Annotated in this window: 11 protein-coding genes, 1 tRNA gene and 1 pseudogene; 4 read left to right on the forward strand and 9 right to left on the reverse strand. The window is 61.5% G+C overall.

Annotation, left to right across the window (positions count from 1 at the left end; genetic code table 11):
- Window positions 1–63: 63 nt before the first annotated feature.
- From SH412_RS27245 to SH412_RS27280, 8 genes and pseudogenes are all read right to left on the reverse strand, one after another.
- Window positions 64–3,195 carry a type I restriction endonuclease subunit R gene (locus SH412_RS27245; RefSeq protein WP_336521193.1) on the reverse strand — a complete coding sequence of 1,044 codons (3,132 nt, stop codon included), beginning with the start codon at window positions 3,193–3,195 and terminating at the stop codon, window positions 64–66.
- Window positions 3,196–3,426: 231 nt separating this feature from the next.
- Window positions 3,427–4,530, reverse strand: coding sequence for a Fic family protein (locus tag SH412_RS27250; protein WP_336521194.1), 1,104 nt, complete (start codon window positions 4,528–4,530; stop codon window positions 3,427–3,429).
- Between the two features lie 31 nt (window positions 4,531–4,561).
- Window positions 4,562–4,690: pseudogene (locus tag SH412_RS27255) on the reverse strand (GIY-YIG nuclease family protein); the annotation flags it as partial.
- A complete protein-coding gene (locus SH412_RS27260; RefSeq protein ID WP_336521196.1) occupies window positions 4,687–6,027 on the reverse strand; it encodes a restriction endonuclease subunit S in 1,341 nt (446 codons plus the stop codon). The gene SH412_RS27260 and the pseudogene SH412_RS27255, both read right to left, overlap by 4 nt.
- Window positions 6,024–7,766, reverse strand: a complete 1,743-nt coding sequence (locus tag SH412_RS27265) for a type I restriction-modification system subunit M (protein WP_336521197.1) — start codon at window positions 7,764–7,766, stop codon at window positions 6,024–6,026. Before SH412_RS27265 ends, SH412_RS27260 begins: the two co-directional genes overlap by 4 nt.
- Window positions 7,767–8,053: 287 nt before the next feature.
- Window positions 8,054–8,126, reverse strand: a tRNA-Glu gene (locus SH412_RS27270).
- 50 nt (window positions 8,127–8,176) lie between these two features.
- Window positions 8,177–8,578: a hypothetical protein gene (locus tag SH412_RS27275; RefSeq protein WP_336521198.1), complete on the reverse strand. Its 402-nt coding sequence runs from the start codon at window positions 8,576–8,578 to the stop codon at window positions 8,177–8,179.
- A gap of 32 nt (window positions 8,579–8,610) precedes the next feature.
- Window positions 8,611–9,714, reverse strand: coding sequence for a TerC family protein (locus SH412_RS27280; RefSeq protein ID WP_336521199.1), 1,104 nt, complete (start codon window positions 9,712–9,714; stop codon window positions 8,611–8,613).
- 224 nt (window positions 9,715–9,938) lie between these two features.
- On the opposite strand from SH412_RS27280, the gene SH412_RS27285 reads away from it, so the two are divergent.
- Window positions 9,939–11,213, forward strand: a complete 1,275-nt coding sequence (locus tag SH412_RS27285; RefSeq protein ID WP_336521200.1) for a SpoIID/LytB domain-containing protein — start codon at window positions 9,939–9,941, stop codon at window positions 11,211–11,213.
- 112 nt (window positions 11,214–11,325) lie between these two features.
- On the opposite strand, the gene SH412_RS27290 is transcribed toward SH412_RS27285, so the two are convergent.
- The gene (locus SH412_RS27290) at window positions 11,326–11,709 is read right to left on the reverse strand and encodes a GlsB/YeaQ/YmgE family stress response membrane protein (RefSeq protein ID WP_336521201.1); all 384 of its coding nucleotides are present in this window, start codon (window positions 11,707–11,709) and stop codon (window positions 11,326–11,328) included.
- A gap of 280 nt (window positions 11,710–11,989) precedes the next feature.
- Between SH412_RS27290 and SH412_RS27295 the strand changes: the two genes are divergently transcribed.
- The 3 genes from SH412_RS27295 (at window position 11,990) to SH412_RS27305 (ending at window position 15,438) form a co-directional block, all read left to right on the forward strand.
- Window positions 11,990–12,910, forward strand: coding sequence for an NAD(P)-dependent oxidoreductase (locus SH412_RS27295; protein WP_336521202.1), 921 nt, complete (start codon window positions 11,990–11,992; stop codon window positions 12,908–12,910).
- A 101-nt stretch (window positions 12,911–13,011) separates the two neighbouring features.
- Complete coding sequence (dapA, locus tag SH412_RS27300; RefSeq protein ID WP_336521203.1) at window positions 13,012–13,899, forward strand: 4-hydroxy-tetrahydrodipicolinate synthase; 888 nt, start codon at window positions 13,012–13,014, stop codon at window positions 13,897–13,899.
- Window positions 13,900–14,112: 213 nt separating this feature from the next.
- Window positions 14,113–15,438: a GspE/PulE family protein gene (locus SH412_RS27305; RefSeq protein ID WP_336521204.1), complete on the forward strand. Its 1,326-nt coding sequence runs from the start codon at window positions 14,113–14,115 to the stop codon at window positions 15,436–15,438.
- The last annotated feature ends 72 nt before the right edge of the window (window positions 15,439–15,510 follow it).

The raw sequence follows: 15,510 nt of genomic DNA on the forward strand, positions 1-15,510 counted from the left end.
GGCTGAATGGTGATTACGGCACGTGTCCCATCGACAAGCGGCACGTCTCCCCCCAGAAACGTCCTACGCCGGCCTCCCCGTCCCTCCCGCCGCCCGATCCCTCAACGCCTCATAGAGCTGCCCCGGACCGAGCAGGATCTCCTTCAGCCCCCTCCGAATCGCTTCCGAGTTCAACGCCTGCGTGCTCATCGCCGTGTGAGCGTCCAGGGCGGCGATGATGGCGTTCATCAGCTCCGTCTTCAGGTCCGGCGAATTCGCGAACTGCTCCTTTGTGTTGTTGGCGGCCTGCTGCCCGAGCTTGTCGGACTCCAGCAGCTTCCCCTTGATCACGTTGTTGACGTAAACGAGCATGTCCTGATCGGTCAGTTCACCGTCAAACAGGTTATTCACCTTCTCGATGATCTCGGACAGCAACGCCTTCTGCTTCTCCTGGATGGCTCCCGTTCCAACTTCGGTTGCCGGTTCGAGCTTCGGCGTCTCTCCCTGATGGAGCGGCAGCGTCTGCTCGCCCTTGCTCTTCAGGTTGTGGTGCGTCAGAACCACCTTCGACAGGTCAATGCCTTCACGCTCTCGGCCGAATTCCAGGAGCGGCAGCAGCTTCTTGAAGAAGAGGAACCGCTTCTCGATGTCGGTGTTCCCGTAGTCGAAGATCTGCGACAGGAACGTGTAGAGCCGGACGTACGCCCCCATGTCCGCCTTGAACAGCAGCAGTGCATTCAGCTCGTTCTGAGCCGTCTCCAGAGCTGACGCATTCTTGGCGGCCTTGGCCGTCTTCACGGCCTCTTGAGCGGCCTTGTACCGCTTCATCAGGCGGTCGACGACCGGTTCCAGGGCGGCCACCAGTTCGCTCTGTTTGGCGTTTTCCTTCAAAAGGATCTCGACGACGCGGTCCACTTCGAAGTCGTCATAATGTCCGGCTCCGTCCAGTTTGGCTCGCAGATCGTAGACGAGATTCGGATTCGAGACGTCGGCCAGCTCCGCCGTCGTGTGGTACGTCTTGAAGGCGTCGAGAATCTCCTGCGTGTCGTTGACGAAGTCCAGGACGTACGTCGTGCTCTTGCCGGGATAGGCTCGATTCAGGCGGGACAGCGTCTGGACGGCCTGGATGCCGGCCAGCCGTTTGTCGACGTACATCCCGCACAGCAACGGCTGATCGAAGCCCGTCTGGAACTTGTTGGCGACCAGCAGAATCTGATACTCGTCGGCCTTGAAGGCTTCCGCAATGTCCCGGCCTTTGAGATTCGGGTTCAGCTCCGGACTGTTCTCGGTAAACGGATCAGGTCCGGATTCCGTATCCTTCACCTCCCCGGAAAACGCCACCAGCGTGCGAATCGGGTAGCCGCGGTCCTTGATGTACTTGTTGATCGCCAGTTGCCAGCGGACGGCTTCGACTCGACTGGCCACGACAACCATCGCCTTGGCCTTCCCTCCCAGAAGCGGGGCGACGTACTCCCGGAAATGTTCGACGACGATCTTCACCCTCTGGGAGATGTTGTAGGGATGCAGCCGCACCCAGCCCATCAGCCCCTTCATCGCCTCACTGCGTTCGACTTCCTTATCGTCCCATTCCTTGCCGTTGTGCGTCAGGCGGAACGCCAGCCGGTACGGCGTGTAGTTCTGCAGCACGTCGAGAATGAACTCTTCTTCGATGGCCTGCCGCATCGAGTAGACGTGGAACGCGGCCGGCAGATTGTCCTTGCTGGCGGGCTGGTCCGGTTTGGGACGCCGGCCGAACAGTTCCAGCGTCTTGGCCTTGGGCGTGGCCGTGAAGGCGACGTACGTAATCCCGGTGTCACTCGCCTTCTGAGCCATCTGAGCGGCCAACAGGTCTTCGGTACTGACTTCGCCCCCGTCGGCCAGCTCCTGCAGTTCTTCCGCCGACAGCACCGCCTTCAACTTGGCCGCCGCCTCCCCAGTCTGCGAGCTGTGAGCTTCGTCGGCGATGACGGCAAACCGCTTGCCTTGCGTGGCCGCCAGTTCCCGCACCGCCTTCAGAGCAAACGGGAACGTCTGAATCGTGCAGACCACGACCTTCTTGGCTCCCGACAGGGCTGCGGCCAGTTCGCCGCTCTTGCTGGAACTCTCCCCCTTGATCGTCGCCACGACGCCGGTCGTTCGTTCGAAGGCGAAAATCGCATCCTGCAACTGCGAATCAATGACGTTCCGGTCCGAGACGACCAGCACCGAATCGAACACTTTCTTGTGGTGTGCGTCGTGCAGATCCGCCAGAAAGTGAGCCGTCCAGGCAATCGAGTTCGTCTTGCCGGAACCGGCCGAATGCTGAATCAGGTACTTGCCGCCCGCCCCTTCCGCCAGCACGGCCGCCTGGAGTTTCCGGGTGACGTCGAGTTGATGGAACCGCGGAAAGATCACCGCTTCGAGCTGCTTCTTTTCGTTCTTCTTGGGAACCAGATAGCGTCCCAGGATCTCCAGCCAGCTTTCCCGCTGCCAGATCTGTTCCCACAAGTAGGCGGTGCGATGGCCGCCGTTCGGATTGACCGGGTTGCCCGCCGCTCCGTCGTTCCCCTGATTGAACGGCAGGAACTTCGTCTCGGGACCGTTGAGCCGGGTCGTCATCCGGACTTCCGAGTTGCTCACGGCAAAGTGAACCAGTGCCCCGCCGGGAAAATCTAACAGCGGTTCGGCGGATTTCCCTTTAGGCTTGGGCAGGCGGTCGAACCGGTACTGGTCGACGGCGTCCTTGATGCTCTGCGTGAAATCGGTTTTCAGTTCGACGGTGGCGACCGGCAGCCCGTTGAGGAACAGCACCAGATCGAGACTGTTCTCGTTGCTCAGAGAGTACCGCACCTGCCGGACGGCTCGCAGCCGGTTGGCCGCATACCGGGCCTGCAGCTCCGGATTCATCGCCAGAGCCGGTTTGAACTGAGCCAGCTTCAGCTTCTGCTTCAGCCCAATGACGTCGATGCCGTGCCTCAGAACTTCCAGAGTTCCGGATTGCGTCACAGATTCCTGTAACCGAGTCAGCAGCACTTCGGCGGCCTGCGAGCCGTGGCTCTTGGTCAATGCCTCCCAGGCAGCGGGCTGAGTCTCCTGAACCCACGCCAGCACGTCCGCCGGGAACAGAGCCTTCGTCCGGTCGTACTCGGCCGCGTCCCCTTCGGAGTACAGCCAGCCGTGAGCCGCCAGATGCTGGCAGATTTCGACCTCGAAGGCGATTTCCTTGTGTACGTCCATTCGCTTCCCTTGGCGGAATGCCGCTCAGGCGGCCTGTCTGGCGTCCGGCTTTGTGGTTTGTAACTACATTCTCAGAAAGGAGTTCCGTCCGTATTTGGCAAGCTTCAGACCTGCCGATTCGCGTTGTTACGTTGTGTCTCGTCGGAGATACACAAAACGCGTTGTGTATGACGAAACGCCATTTCGACACACACAACGAGTTTTGACTGTGCCCGGCCACACCCAAGCCGCTCACAGGATTTTTCGTCCCTCTGCACAGTTCAACAGCTCCCGAAACGCCAGAATCGCCGGTCGGCGGCCACTTTGTTCACGTAGGGTGACGAGAATTCCGGCATCGCGAAGCTGTCGCAAAAACGGCATCGCCGTGTACTTCGGAATCCCTGAACGGTCGATGAAGTCGTTCGACCGAAAGACAGGCCGGTCAAACAGCGTGTCCAGCACCTTCACGGCATGCTGCGAACGGGTCAGATCGACCACCTGCTGTTTCATCCGTGCGTAAAGGTTCAGGATGCCTCGAACTCGAACCGTATTCGTCTCCGCCTGCTCGTGAATCGCCGCCAGAAAGAACGCCACCCAGCCCGTCCAGTCCCCCTGCTGGCTGATCCCCCGCAGCCCGGCGTAGTACGCCTCCCGATGGGCTTCAAGGTATTCGCTCAAGTAGAACATCGGACTGGCCAGCGTCCGCTTCTGGTAGAGGAACAGCGGAATCAGCAGCCGGCCGATGCGTCCGTTGCCGTCGTTGAACGGGTGCAGCAGCTCGAACTGAGCGTGAACCACCGCCACCTGCACCAGCGGGTCGATATCCTCCGCCGACAGATACCGCTCGAACGCTTCCAGATGGTCGAGCAACTGCAGCGGCGACGGCGGCACGAACGTGGCCTGCTCGATGGTGCAGCCCGGCGAGCCGATCCAGTTCTGCTGCACCCGAAACTGGCCGGGGCTTTTGTCGGCTCCCCGCACGCTGTTCATCAGCAGGCCGTGCATCTGCCGGAGCAAGGACAGGGTCAACGGCTGTTTGCTCAACGCGGACTGAGCCAGCTTCAGCGTCTCGCGGTAGTTCACGACTTCCTGAATGTCGTGGACCTTCTCCGGGTCGAACTCGATGCCCGCTTCGTACTCCAGCACTTCGTCGACCGTGGCCTGCGTCCCTTCGATCTTCGACGACAGCACGGCTTCCTGATTCGTCAGCGGCGAGAGCATGACGTCGGGATTGATGACGCTCTGCAGCAGCCCGTCGTACCGGGCCAGAGCGGCATTCGCCGGTCCGGTGAGGCGAATCAGCCGGGCCGCATCGAGCCCCGTCAGCGGCAGCGTTTCGGGAACGTAGGGAGACATTTCAGGCTGATCCTTTGCCGACGATCTGGGAGAAGTCGCCGAGCAGGCTGCGGGGGACTTCGATCACCTGCAGGATGCGGGTCGTAATGTCGGCAATCCGGATGCCTTGCGGGTCGCCGCCCGGCAGGAAGATCTGAATCGTCTTCGGCGTCTGGTTCATGCCGATGCCTTTCGAGCCAAGCTCCGCACATCAATCTTGCCGGTCACGGCGGCTGAAATCAGGGCGGTTCGCCGTTCCTGCAGAAGCTGGATGGCTCGCTCGGCTTCTGCGATGAGCCGCGTTATCGCGTTCCATCTTTTCCGAATCGCGTTGACAATCTCTTGTTGTTCGTCGACGTCCGGTGCCGCGAACCACAGTTCCAGGATCACCGACTGTGCGATGTTCTTCATTGACGAACTTGCCCCGCTCGCTCCCAATTCGATTGGCTCACGAGCAGCTTCACAAGCAAGGAAATAGCACAGAAATTGCGGCAAGAGTGTCGAACGATCCATTCGCAAACGATACAGCTTGTCGCATAGCATCAAGTTTTCGTGATCGCTTTCGGCCACTGCCGCACTTCCGACCAACTCTACCGTGTTGGCTCGTGAAATCAGCAAGTCCCCTTCTCGTATTCCAAGCTCAGGCTGCGGTTCGAGCGTGGAAGGAAGGGCCTTGTTCTCTTCGGCGTTGAACCTTCCGTAATTGACGCAGCCAACTTTGAGGACGCCCCATTGGTCAGCACTCTGAACTGGATCGTTCTCGCATTGGGGACTCCAACCTTGTTCAATCGAACTGATCGCATGCTTAACTCTTTGAACCTCCCAGTGCTCCGGCACATCTCCCAACCACTCGACGCCGGAAGCCTTCATCGGCACGTCAGGATTCAGCCCCTTGGTGACGGCATGGGAGATGACGGCCTGCCGCTTCTCCTGCAGCAGCTCAATCAGCCGTTGCTGCTCTGAGACGAGAGCGTCGATCTTCTGAGTTTCGACATCGAGGAACGACGAGATCGCCTTTTGCTCGTCGAGAGGTGGAACGGGCATCTTGATCGAAAGAAAAGTCGGCGTGCGAACGGTCTTCCGCAGTCCCGTGTAGAACGGTCGAAGGCCCTTGTGGGAATCCACGTGGCGGTAAAAATAGTAGACGAAAGCTGCGTCGGTTTTAGGATTACATCGAAACACATCGTACGCACTCGTAATCATCCCGCGATTACTGCTCAACCCGACTGTTCGAGGCGTTTCATCCATATCGAACAAGCACATCACCAAGTCGTCAGGTTCGACTATTTGGTAGTTGCCAAAATCGGCGGGGTACTTTCCGTCACCGGAATCAATGTCCCGATTTACAACACCTCGTAGAGTCAGTGAGAGCAGCTGCGTCTCGCTCCACTCCTCCCCAATCTCGGTCTTGACTAGACGGAATACGGCCTTGTTCGGAAGTGCTTGCCAATGGCTTGGCAAAATACCCAGCCAATCGAGGCCACTGTGCTTGTAGTCGTCATACCTCGGGAAGCTCATTGCGACAGCTCCCCGATCATCTGGACGATGCGGTCCGTCACCCCCTTCAGCTCGGTATCGATCTCCGCCAGCTCACGGGGCGGCTTGAAGACGTAGAAGTGCCGGTTGAATGGAATCTCGTACCCGACTTTCGTCTTCTCATGGTCGATCCAGGCATCGGGAGCGTGGGGCAGGACTTCCCGCTCGAAGTACGTCTGGACGTCTTCGGACAGGGGGACGTTCTCGGTATCCCGCAGATTGGCGTCCGGCTGCGGCTGCCCCTTCAGCTTACCCTTGGTGGCCTTCACAATCTGGCCGGCCGCGTCCCGTTCCGGGCGTTCGACAGTAATCGTGTGGTAGCCGAAGTCCGCGTTCTTGAAGATGAGGCTGATTGGCACGCCGTCCTTCGTCACCTTCTTGGCCTTGCCGAACAGCTTGGTGATCTCGGCAATGTGCTCGTCGCTCAGTTCCTTCCGCTTGCTCCCCAGACTCTTCCGCATCTTCTGGAAGTACCCGCTGGCGTCGATGAGCTGCACCTTCCCCTTGCGGTGAGTCGGCTTGCGGTTGCTCAGAATCCAGACGTACGTGCTGATCCCCGTGTTGTAGAACATGTCCGTCGGCAGCCCGATGATCGCTTCGACCAGATCGTTTTCCAGCACGTACCGGCGGATCTCACTTTCGCCCGAACCCGCTCCGCCGGTGAAGAGGGGCGAGCCGTTCAGCACGATGCCGAACCGGCTGCCGCCGTCTTTGGCCGGCCGCATCTTGGAAATCAGGTGCAGCAGGAACAGCAACGAGCCGTCACTGACGCGGGGCAGGCCGGGACCGAACCGCCCGTTGAAGCCCTGCGTCTCGGCTTCCTTGCGGACTTCCTTCTCGATCTTCTTCCATTCGACGCCGAACGGCGGATTGGAGAGCATGTAATCAAAATGCTTCCCGAGCAGCCCGTCGTTCGAGAGGGTGTTCCCCAGGACGATATTGCCGACGTCCTGCCCCTTGATGAGCATGTCCGCCTTGCAGATGGCGTACGACTCGCCGTTCAACTCCTGCCCGGACATCACGAGCCGGGCGTCCGGATTGAACGCCTGCAGGTACTCATCGGCGACCGACAGCATGCCGCCCGTCCCGGCGGTCGGATCGTACAGCGACCGGACCACGCCCGGCTTGTTGAGAGCGTCGTCGTCCTCGATGAAGATCAGGTTGACCATCAGCCGGATGACCTCACGGGGCGTGAAGTGCTCCCCGGCGGTCTCGTTCGAGAGTTCGGCGAACTTGCGGATCAGCTCTTCGAAGACCTGCCCCATTTCCGCATTCGTGACCTTCTCGGGATGCAGGTCGACGTTGGCGAACTTTTCGGCCACCTGATACAGCAGCCCGGCCTTGGCCAGCCGTTCGACTTGCGTCGGAAAGTCGAAGCAGACAAAGATATCCCGCACGGCGGGGGGGAACGCCTGGACGTAGCCGAGCAGGTTTTCCCGCACGTGGTCCTGATCCCCCATCAGTTCCTTCAGGGTATTCGGCCACGTGTTGTAGAAGAGCTGCCCGGACTTCTGCAGCAGGAACTGATCGGGATTCAACCCCGCCTTCGTCCGCTTCTCCAGCTCCTTCAGCACGGCGGCCTTGGTCGGTTCCAGAACGCAGTCGAGCCGTCTGAGCACCGTGAACGGCAGAATGACCTTGCCGTATTCGGACTGCTTGTAATCGCCCCGCAGCAGTTCGGCGATGGACCAGATAAAGGACGAAAGGTTGGTGTCGGCCATGCTGCTTTCAGTCGGGTTCCAGATGGTCTGTCTTGTTGGGATGTCGGAACGCCGTCGTCTGTCCGCCCGTTCCCGAGTGAAGCCAAGGTAAACGGGGAACGGGGCATCCGAAAGCCTTCTGGGGCGGATCTGTCGGGGAATCCGCCGCGACGGCGTTCGACCGCCGGAATGTTGAGGCGACGGCGATCAGCGGGGGCGGCTGGCAAAGGCGTCGCGCCGTCAAAGGCGCAGCCGGAAAACGAACAGAGCCGCGAAGTCCAATGGGCTTCGCGGCTCCGTGTGACCAGTACCCCCAAGGGGATTCGAACCCCTGTCCGCAGACTGAGAATCTGCTATCCTGGGCCTCTAGACGATGGGGGCGTCTGAGCTTCCAGTATGGCGACACGCGGGCGCGTGTCAAGGTTCGCGTTTCACCTGTCGGCGTCTTCGCTCGCATACGCCTCAATCTCGAACGGATTCTCCCGATACGGGTCTCTCCCCCGCGTCCAGAGCCAGACGCTGCACAGCAGATAGGCTGGGAGAAATGCCGGGCCCCAGCGTTCGTACTGGCGGACGTGGACGCGCTCGTGGGTGCGCGAGGCTTCCAGCCACGCCGGAGAGCCCCCCAGCACAACGTGCCCAAATGTGATTGCCGCGACCGGTCCGACGAACCAGACTCCCCGGTTCAAGAAACGGGAAATCCAGCCGCCGTGAGCCTCCAGAACGCCGGACACGACCCGAGCCCGTCCGCCGGTCGCCAGCGCCACTGCGGTCAGCGACAGGCCGATCAGCGTACCGGGGCTGGCCCAGACGTACCGGATGAGCACCAGCATCAACGGGTCCCCCGTTGCAAGGGGGCGTCGCTTCAGGCCACGTGATCGACGTGATCCTCGTGCGGCGCGTGTTCGGGAGCCGGGAAGACAAACGACGCGCCGATCCCCGCGGCCAGGGCGACGACGATCAGCGTCAGCGACGACAGAGGGGAAATCTCGAAGTAGGAGTGCGCCAGCATCTTGACGCCGACGAACGCCAGTACGACGACCAGGCTGTATTTGAGATAACGGAACTTGTCGAGCAGGTCGGCGAGTGCGAAGTAGAGCGATCGGAGTCCGAGAATGGCGAACACGTTGGACGTGAAGACCAGGAACGGGTCGTGAGTGATGCCGAAGACCGCGGGAATCGAGTCGACAGCGAACAGCAGATCGCTGGTTTCCACGACGACCAGCGCCAGCGCCAGCGGGGTCAGATGCAGTTTGCCGTGAACGCGCGTGAGGAAATGGTCGCCGACGAAACCGGAGTGATAGGGGAGGAACCGACGGAACAGCCGGACCATCTTGCCTTCTTCGAAGTCCACTTCTTCGTCGCCCGAGACCAGCATCTTGAAGGCCGTGTAGATCAGCAGCAGGCCGAAGATGTAAATCACCCAGTGGAAGCTCTCGATGACGACGGCCCCGAGGCCGATCATCACGCCGCGCATGATCAGTGCGCCCATGATCCCCCAGAACAGCACCCGATGCTGCAGGATGGCGGGGACCTGGAAATAGGTGAGGATCAGCGCGATGACAAAGATGTTGTCCATGCTGAGGGACTGTTCCACGAGATAGCCCGTGAAGAACATCGTCGCCGCGTCCGTACCGTTGTGGGGGAGCGATTTGCCGGCCCCTCCTTTGCGGGGAGCTTCGAACGGGTAGGCCAGCCGGAACCAGGGTTCGTGGTGGACGGCGGCGTGCTCGTTGGCGCTGGCTTCGGCAGCGGCTTTCCCCTCTCTCCCCAGATCGAACCAGTGGTGCTCGTAGGAGTAGTAGACGAAAACCGTAAATCCACACGCCAGCAGGAAATACGCCAGAGTCCGCAGCAGCGCCTGCCGCGCAGTGATGGCCTTTTCCTCGCGATTGAAGAAGCCCAGGTCGAACGCGAGGATGATCAGAACCAGGACGACAAACGCCGCCCACACGAGAACTGTGGCCACCCGCAGGATCCTTGAAAATGTTGACGGCGCCCGGTGACGCCGCTGTCCGCCTGCCAACTCGGATCGGGCGGTGCGGTCGGGGATTCTAACGTATCCGCCGCAAATGTCCCATTCCGGCGGAAATGACTGGCGCCTGCTGCTGACAGGCCACTCAAATTCTGGTAACTCCCCGGTCGTTCCAGGCCCGGATCAGAACCCTTCCCCGCTGTCGGCGAAAGATTGGGATGCTCCCTGAATCTCCTGCTCGGTCGCGTTTCGAGTTCGCGATCGTTGCCGTTTCATTCCTGACCGTCCTGCTTGTCGCCTGGAATCTGGTTGATCCGGGAAGCGGGCGGACGACGCTGCCATTGGCCGAAGTGGCACGCGTCTCACGCTCGACTGCAACTCGAGCCCATTCCGCCCGGCTGATCCGCGTCCGGTTGACGGTCGATCCAGTCCGGGAAGCCAAACTGGAAATCGCTGGACCGTATACACTTCGGCCCGTCGGTTCGGACAAGGTGCTGGCCCGCGGAGCCAAGCTGACGGTCGCGACTGTTCGACCAGTCGCCGGCGGAATCCGGGTCGGCGACCGGGAATACACAGTCAGCGAGCTGGAAATTATCCCGGAAAAGTCGCCGGTGGTCCGTTTCGCCGGCCATTTGTACCGGGGAAGTCTGCGGATTCATCGGTTCCCCAACGATCGGCTGGTTCTGGTGAATGTGCTGCCGCTGGAGGAATACCTGGCCAGCGTCGTCGATTCCGAGATGCCTGCCCGGTTTCCGGACGCTGCGCGCGAGGCCCAGGCCATCATCGCCCGCACCTACGCTCTGCGGCAGATCCGCGAAGCTTCCCCGGTTGCGGTCTACGACGTCTTTGCCACGCAGCGCAGTCAGAAGTATCTCGGGGTCGAGTACGAGGCCGGCGGACGACGCCTGGCCGGAGAAAGTGCCGCCAGCCGGAAGATCGTCGAGTCGACCTCCAATCTGGTCTGCACGTCCCGGGGCAAACTGTTTACGGCCTACTATGCCGCCTGCTGCGGAGGACGGACGACTACAGGCACGGAAATCTTTGACGATGCCTGCGAGGCGCTGAATTCCGTGGCTTGCAGCGGCTGCCGCGATGCCGAACGCTATCGCTGGACAGTTCGAATTCCCGGCGCCGATTTCGCCAGCGCCGTTGCGAAATCGGCGCCGTCGCAACCCAGACTCAAAACGATTCGAACGGCTCGCCAGACGGCTGGCCCCGGCGACGGCAAGATCTCGCGATTCGTGATCGGCGACGGGAGCCGGTCCGCGGAGGTGACCGGCGTGCAACTCCGGTCGCAACTCCCCAAGCTGCTCAGTCCGCACTTTTCCCTGAAAGTTCAGGGGGCGGACGTTGTCGCGGAGGGTCGAGGGCACGGCCACGGCGTCGGCCTGTGCCAGTGGGGGGCTCGCGGGATGGCGCTGCAGGGCAAATCAGCCCTCGAAATCCTGCGGCACTATTATCCGGGATGCCGGGTCGCGCCGATCGTCGACTGACGATTCGGGGGCACTGGTGGCCTTCAGCCGGGTGTGCTCTTCGAAAAACGTACAGCCCGCGGACTGGATCGTCGCGGAATCCGACGCCAGCCACACGGACTGAATCCAGTATTCAGGCGGCTCGACGGCGGCGACGGCGATAGTAGGCCACAGTATTCACCGCTCCGCCCGGTACGGCGCCGTCGATCGGTTCGACGAGATAGGAGTTGGACATCACCCGGTAGAAGAGGAGCAGCAGCAGCGAACCGCCGGTCCCGGCGACGAATCCCAGCGGGCTGATCGGCGACACGCGATAGCTGGCGTCGTAGAGGAGGAGCAGGCCGCAGCCGATCAGGCTGCCGCCAATCCCCATCAACAGCGTTCCGACGGCGCCGCCGGGGTCGCGTCCGGGCATGATGGCTTTGGCCACCAGACCGACAACGGTCCCAAATCCAATCCACACAAGCATTTCGTGCGCGGCACGTTCGACCGCCACCAGGAGATCCGTGTCTGGCATTCCGTTGCCTTTCTCACCTCGACAGCGGCCCGTTTCCGCTCGTCCAGCGGAACTCATCGACGAATCCGCCGCCAGGATGCACCCGAATCGGAAAGTCAGGGACATTCCCCGCAACTCCCCTGAATTCGCCAGTCGGTTTGCGCTTGCCCGGAGCTCCGGAGTCGCGTCGGGGCGGATTGTAGGTCGCAACCGCAGGCGGTGAAATAGGATTCTGCCCGCGGTATACTGACTGGCGACGATTTTCTCCCTGTTTCACGAGCTTCAGAGAGGGCGGACCTCCATGGCAGTAGCGGCGATTGTTCCCGGAAAGACCCGCGTCGGCTGGATCGGGACGGGTGTCATGGGGACCAGCATGGTCGGACACCTGATGGCGGCCGGCTTCTCCGCGATCGTCTACAACAGGACGAAAGCGAAAGCAGATGCCCTGGTCGCCAAAGGGGCGAAGTGGGCCGAGACTCCGAAAGCTGTCGCCGAGCAGTCCGACGTCATCTTCACCATCGTCGGTTTCCCGCACGATCTGCGGGAAGTCACCTTGGGTGAACAGGGGACGCTGGCGGGCGCGGGCGCCGGGGCGATTCTGGTCGACATGACGACCAGCGAGCCCTCCCTGGCCCAGGAAATCCATGCCGCCGCCAACGCGAAAGGAGTCTATTCGGTCGACGCGCCGGTTTCCGGCGGCGACATCGGGGCAAAAAACGCCGCTCTTTCGATCATGATCGGCGGCGACAAAGAGGTCGTCGAGGCGCTCCACCCCTGTTTCGCCGCGATGGGGAAGACCATCGTACATCAGGGCGGTCCGGGGGCCGGACAGCACACCAAGATGGCCAATCAGATCCTGATCTCCACCGGGATGATCGGCGTCTGCGAAGCTCTCCTGTACGGCTACAAAGCCGGGCTCGACCTGCCGACGGTTCTGCAGTCGGTTGGTCCCGGGGCCGCCGGGAGCTGGTCGCTGACGAATCTCGGTCCGCGGATCATGAATAACAACTTCGACCCGGGATTCTTCGTCGAGCACTTCATCAAGGATATGGGGATCGCCCTCGCCGAGAGCCGTAAGATGGGGTTGTCGATGCCCGGCCTGGCCCTCGCCGAACAGCTTTATCTGTCCGTCAAGGCGAAGGGCTGGGGGCGCAACGGGACGCACGCCCTGATGCTCGCTCTCGCGGAAATGTCGGGCGTGGACTGGCGCGAGCGTCCGTAGTTCGCCGAACCTGCCGTCGACAGCCTTCGTCCAGAGATTGAATCACCAACAAACTTGAGCCGACGCGACTTCGACGGCTTCAGCACAGCAGCGAGAGACTCATGCAACGCAAAGGCGAACAGTTTGCAGGTTTGACGGTTGCGATCGTCACGCCGTTCAAGAACGGTCATGTGGACGAGGCCGGTCTGAAGCAGCTTGTGGACTTCCACGTTGCGGCGGGGACCAACGGTCTGTGCCCGGTCGGGACGACGGGGGAGAGCCCGACGCTGACGCACGAGGAGCACAACCGCGTCATCGGCATCGTCTGCCAGCATGCGGCCGGTCGGATCAAGGTCATGGCGGGGACCGGCTCCAACAGCACCTCCGAAGCGATCGAGATGACGAAATTCGCCAAATCGGTTGGTGCGGACGGAGCAATGATGGTCGCTCCGTACTACAACAAGCCGACGGGCGAGGGTTTCTACCAGCACTATCGCGCGGTGGCCGAAGCGGTTGACTTGCCGATCATCCTCTACAACATTCCGGGGCGGACGGCCAAGAATATGGAGCCGGAGGTGATCGCCCGGATCGCCGAACTGCCGAACGTCGTCGCGATCAAGGAGGCCACGGGCTCGATGGATCAGGCCTCGCGGGTGCTCGCCGAAACCAACTTGACGGTCCTTTCCGGCGACGACAGCCTGACGTTGCCGCTGTTGTCGATGGGGGGGAGTGGCATCGTTTCGGTGGTCGGCAACATCGTCCCGCAGGACATGCTGAAGCTGCTTGCGGCGTGGAAGGCCGGCAACGTCGCCGAGGCCCGCGAATGGCACTTCAAGTTGTTCACGCTCTGCCGCGATCTGCTCGGCATCGCCACCAATCCGATTCCGATCAAGATCGCCATGCGGCTGCTGGGACGCGACAGCGGCGAATTGCGTCTGCCGCTGACGCCACTGAGCGCCGCGGAAGAGACCCGGCTGAAGAAGACGCTCGTGGATTACGGTCTGCTGTAGGCCGCGCCGGTGGCCGGGACTTCCGCCGAACACGCTTTGAGCAGTCTGCGCGGAAGGTCCGTCTGCGCAGGAGGGCTGCGGGGCCGTGCGCTTGCGACGGGTGGTGGCCGCCGTCATTCTAGAGTCTCCATTCGATCTTCCGGGGCGAACGGGCCTCCTCCGTCCCGGCCTCCTGGTTCCAGGGCTCACACGGGCTGCAAGGAGTCTGGCGTCGTGATTTTCGGAATGTTCAGAAAGAGCGGCGGCGGTGGCCGCGACGATGACGACGATGACGAAGAGATCGAGCTGGTCTCATTCCTGGGGGCGCTGAACGGCAAATCGGCCGATCTGGCCGCGAACGGCCGGCTGGCGCAGGCGGGCTTGATTCCGGCCAAAGAACTGGTCACCGATGCGATCACCCGCCGGGCCGAGATGGTTCGCGTCGAGCCAAAAGGAGAGCGGGCCTCGGTCACGATGATGGTGGACGGCGTCGCCTATGCCGGCAGCCGGCTGTCGAAGCAGCAGGCGCTGGCGATTACCGGGATGCTGAAGCTTCTCGGCGGCATGGACGCCAAACTGCGAGGACGAGCCCAGTCCGGGGGGCTGAAAGCCGACCTGGAGGGAATTCCCTACGAAGTGCTGATCGACGTCACGCCTCTGCCCGAAGGGGCCGAGCGGCTCGTCGTCCGGCTGCGGAATCTCAAGATCAAGCTGGATACGCCGGATGATCTGGCCTACAGCCAGTATTTGAAGACGAAGATTCGCGAGCTGACGTCGCGTCGGCGCGGTCTGCTGCTGGTCGTCGGCCCCCCCAACTCGGGAACGACCACGACGCTGTTCGGCGTATTGCGCGGGATCGACGTTTACTTGTTTTCGATCTTCTCGATCGCGAATCTCGGCACGCGCGACGTCTACAACATCAACAAGTTTGAGGTCAACGAGGGGGACGATCTCGAAGCGTCGATCATGCGTATGAAGCGGGCCGAGGCGGACGTGATTCTCGTCGATCCGGTCCAGGACGCCGAGACCGCCAGGACGCTGCTGGAGGCGTCTGAGGAGGTCTGCCTGCTGGCGGAGATGGCGGCCAAGGACAGCGTCGCCGCGGTCGGGCAACTGATGCAGTGGACCGGGGATCCGAAACTGGTGGCCAAGGGGCTCGACGGGGTGTTCAGCCAGAAGCTGATCCGCCTGCTCTGCACCGACTGCCGCGAAGCATTTCGCCCGAATCCCAAGTTGCTGGAGAAAGTCGGTCTGCCCCCGGAAACCAAAGTGCTGTACCGCAAAGGTGAGCCGGCCGTCGACGAGAAGACGGGAGAAGAGGATCCGCCCTGCAAGAAGTGCAACGGGGTCGGCTACTACGGGCGCGTGGCGATGATCGAACTGCTGACGCTTTCGGATGAGCTGCGGAAGCTGATTTCGTCCGGGAACGCGACTCCCGAGCAGATCCGGTCTCAGGCCAGAAACGATGGCATGTTGACCTTCCAGAAGGACGGCCTGCGGCTGGTCGCCGAGGGAAAAACGTCTCTAGAAGAACTTCAACGAGTATTTAAAGCGACGTAAGTGGTTTTGTAGTAATGCTTTGAATCGAATTTCGTGCCCGCCTGGAGTCTGCTCCGGGCGGGCATGTTCGTT

Source organism: Planctellipticum variicoloris, from assembly GCF_030622045.1.
Lineage (GTDB): Bacteria > Planctomycetota > Planctomycetia > Planctomycetales > Planctomycetaceae > Planctellipticum > Planctellipticum variicoloris.

Bases quoted from the DNA above. Each gene is read 5' to 3' on its own strand.
- SH412_RS27245 (WP_336521193.1), bottom strand. From the start codon at position 3,195: ATGGACGTACACAAGGAAATCGCCTTCGAGGTCGAAATCTGCCAGCAT.
- SH412_RS27250 (WP_336521194.1), bottom strand. From the start codon at position 4,530: ATGTCTCCCTACGTTCCCGAAACGCTGCCGCTGACGGGGCTCGATGCG.
- SH412_RS27260 (WP_336521196.1), bottom strand. From the start codon at position 6,027: ATGAGCTTCCCGAGGTATGACGACTACAAGCACAGTGGCCTCGATTGG.
- SH412_RS27265 (WP_336521197.1), bottom strand. From the start codon at position 7,766: ATGGCCGACACCAACCTTTCGTCCTTTATCTGGTCCATCGCCGAACTG.
- SH412_RS27275 (WP_336521198.1), bottom strand. From the start codon at position 8,578: ATGCTGGTGCTCATCCGGTACGTCTGGGCCAGCCCCGGTACGCTGATC.
- SH412_RS27285 (WP_336521200.1), top strand. From the start codon at position 9,939: ATGCTCCCTGAATCTCCTGCTCGGTCGCGTTTCGAGTTCGCGATCGTT.
- SH412_RS27290 (WP_336521201.1), bottom strand. From the start codon at position 11,709: ATGCCAGACACGGATCTCCTGGTGGCGGTCGAACGTGCCGCGCACGAA.
- SH412_RS27295 (WP_336521202.1), top strand. From the start codon at position 11,990: ATGGCAGTAGCGGCGATTGTTCCCGGAAAGACCCGCGTCGGCTGGATC.
- dapA (WP_336521203.1), top strand. From the start codon at position 13,012: ATGCAACGCAAAGGCGAACAGTTTGCAGGTTTGACGGTTGCGATCGTC.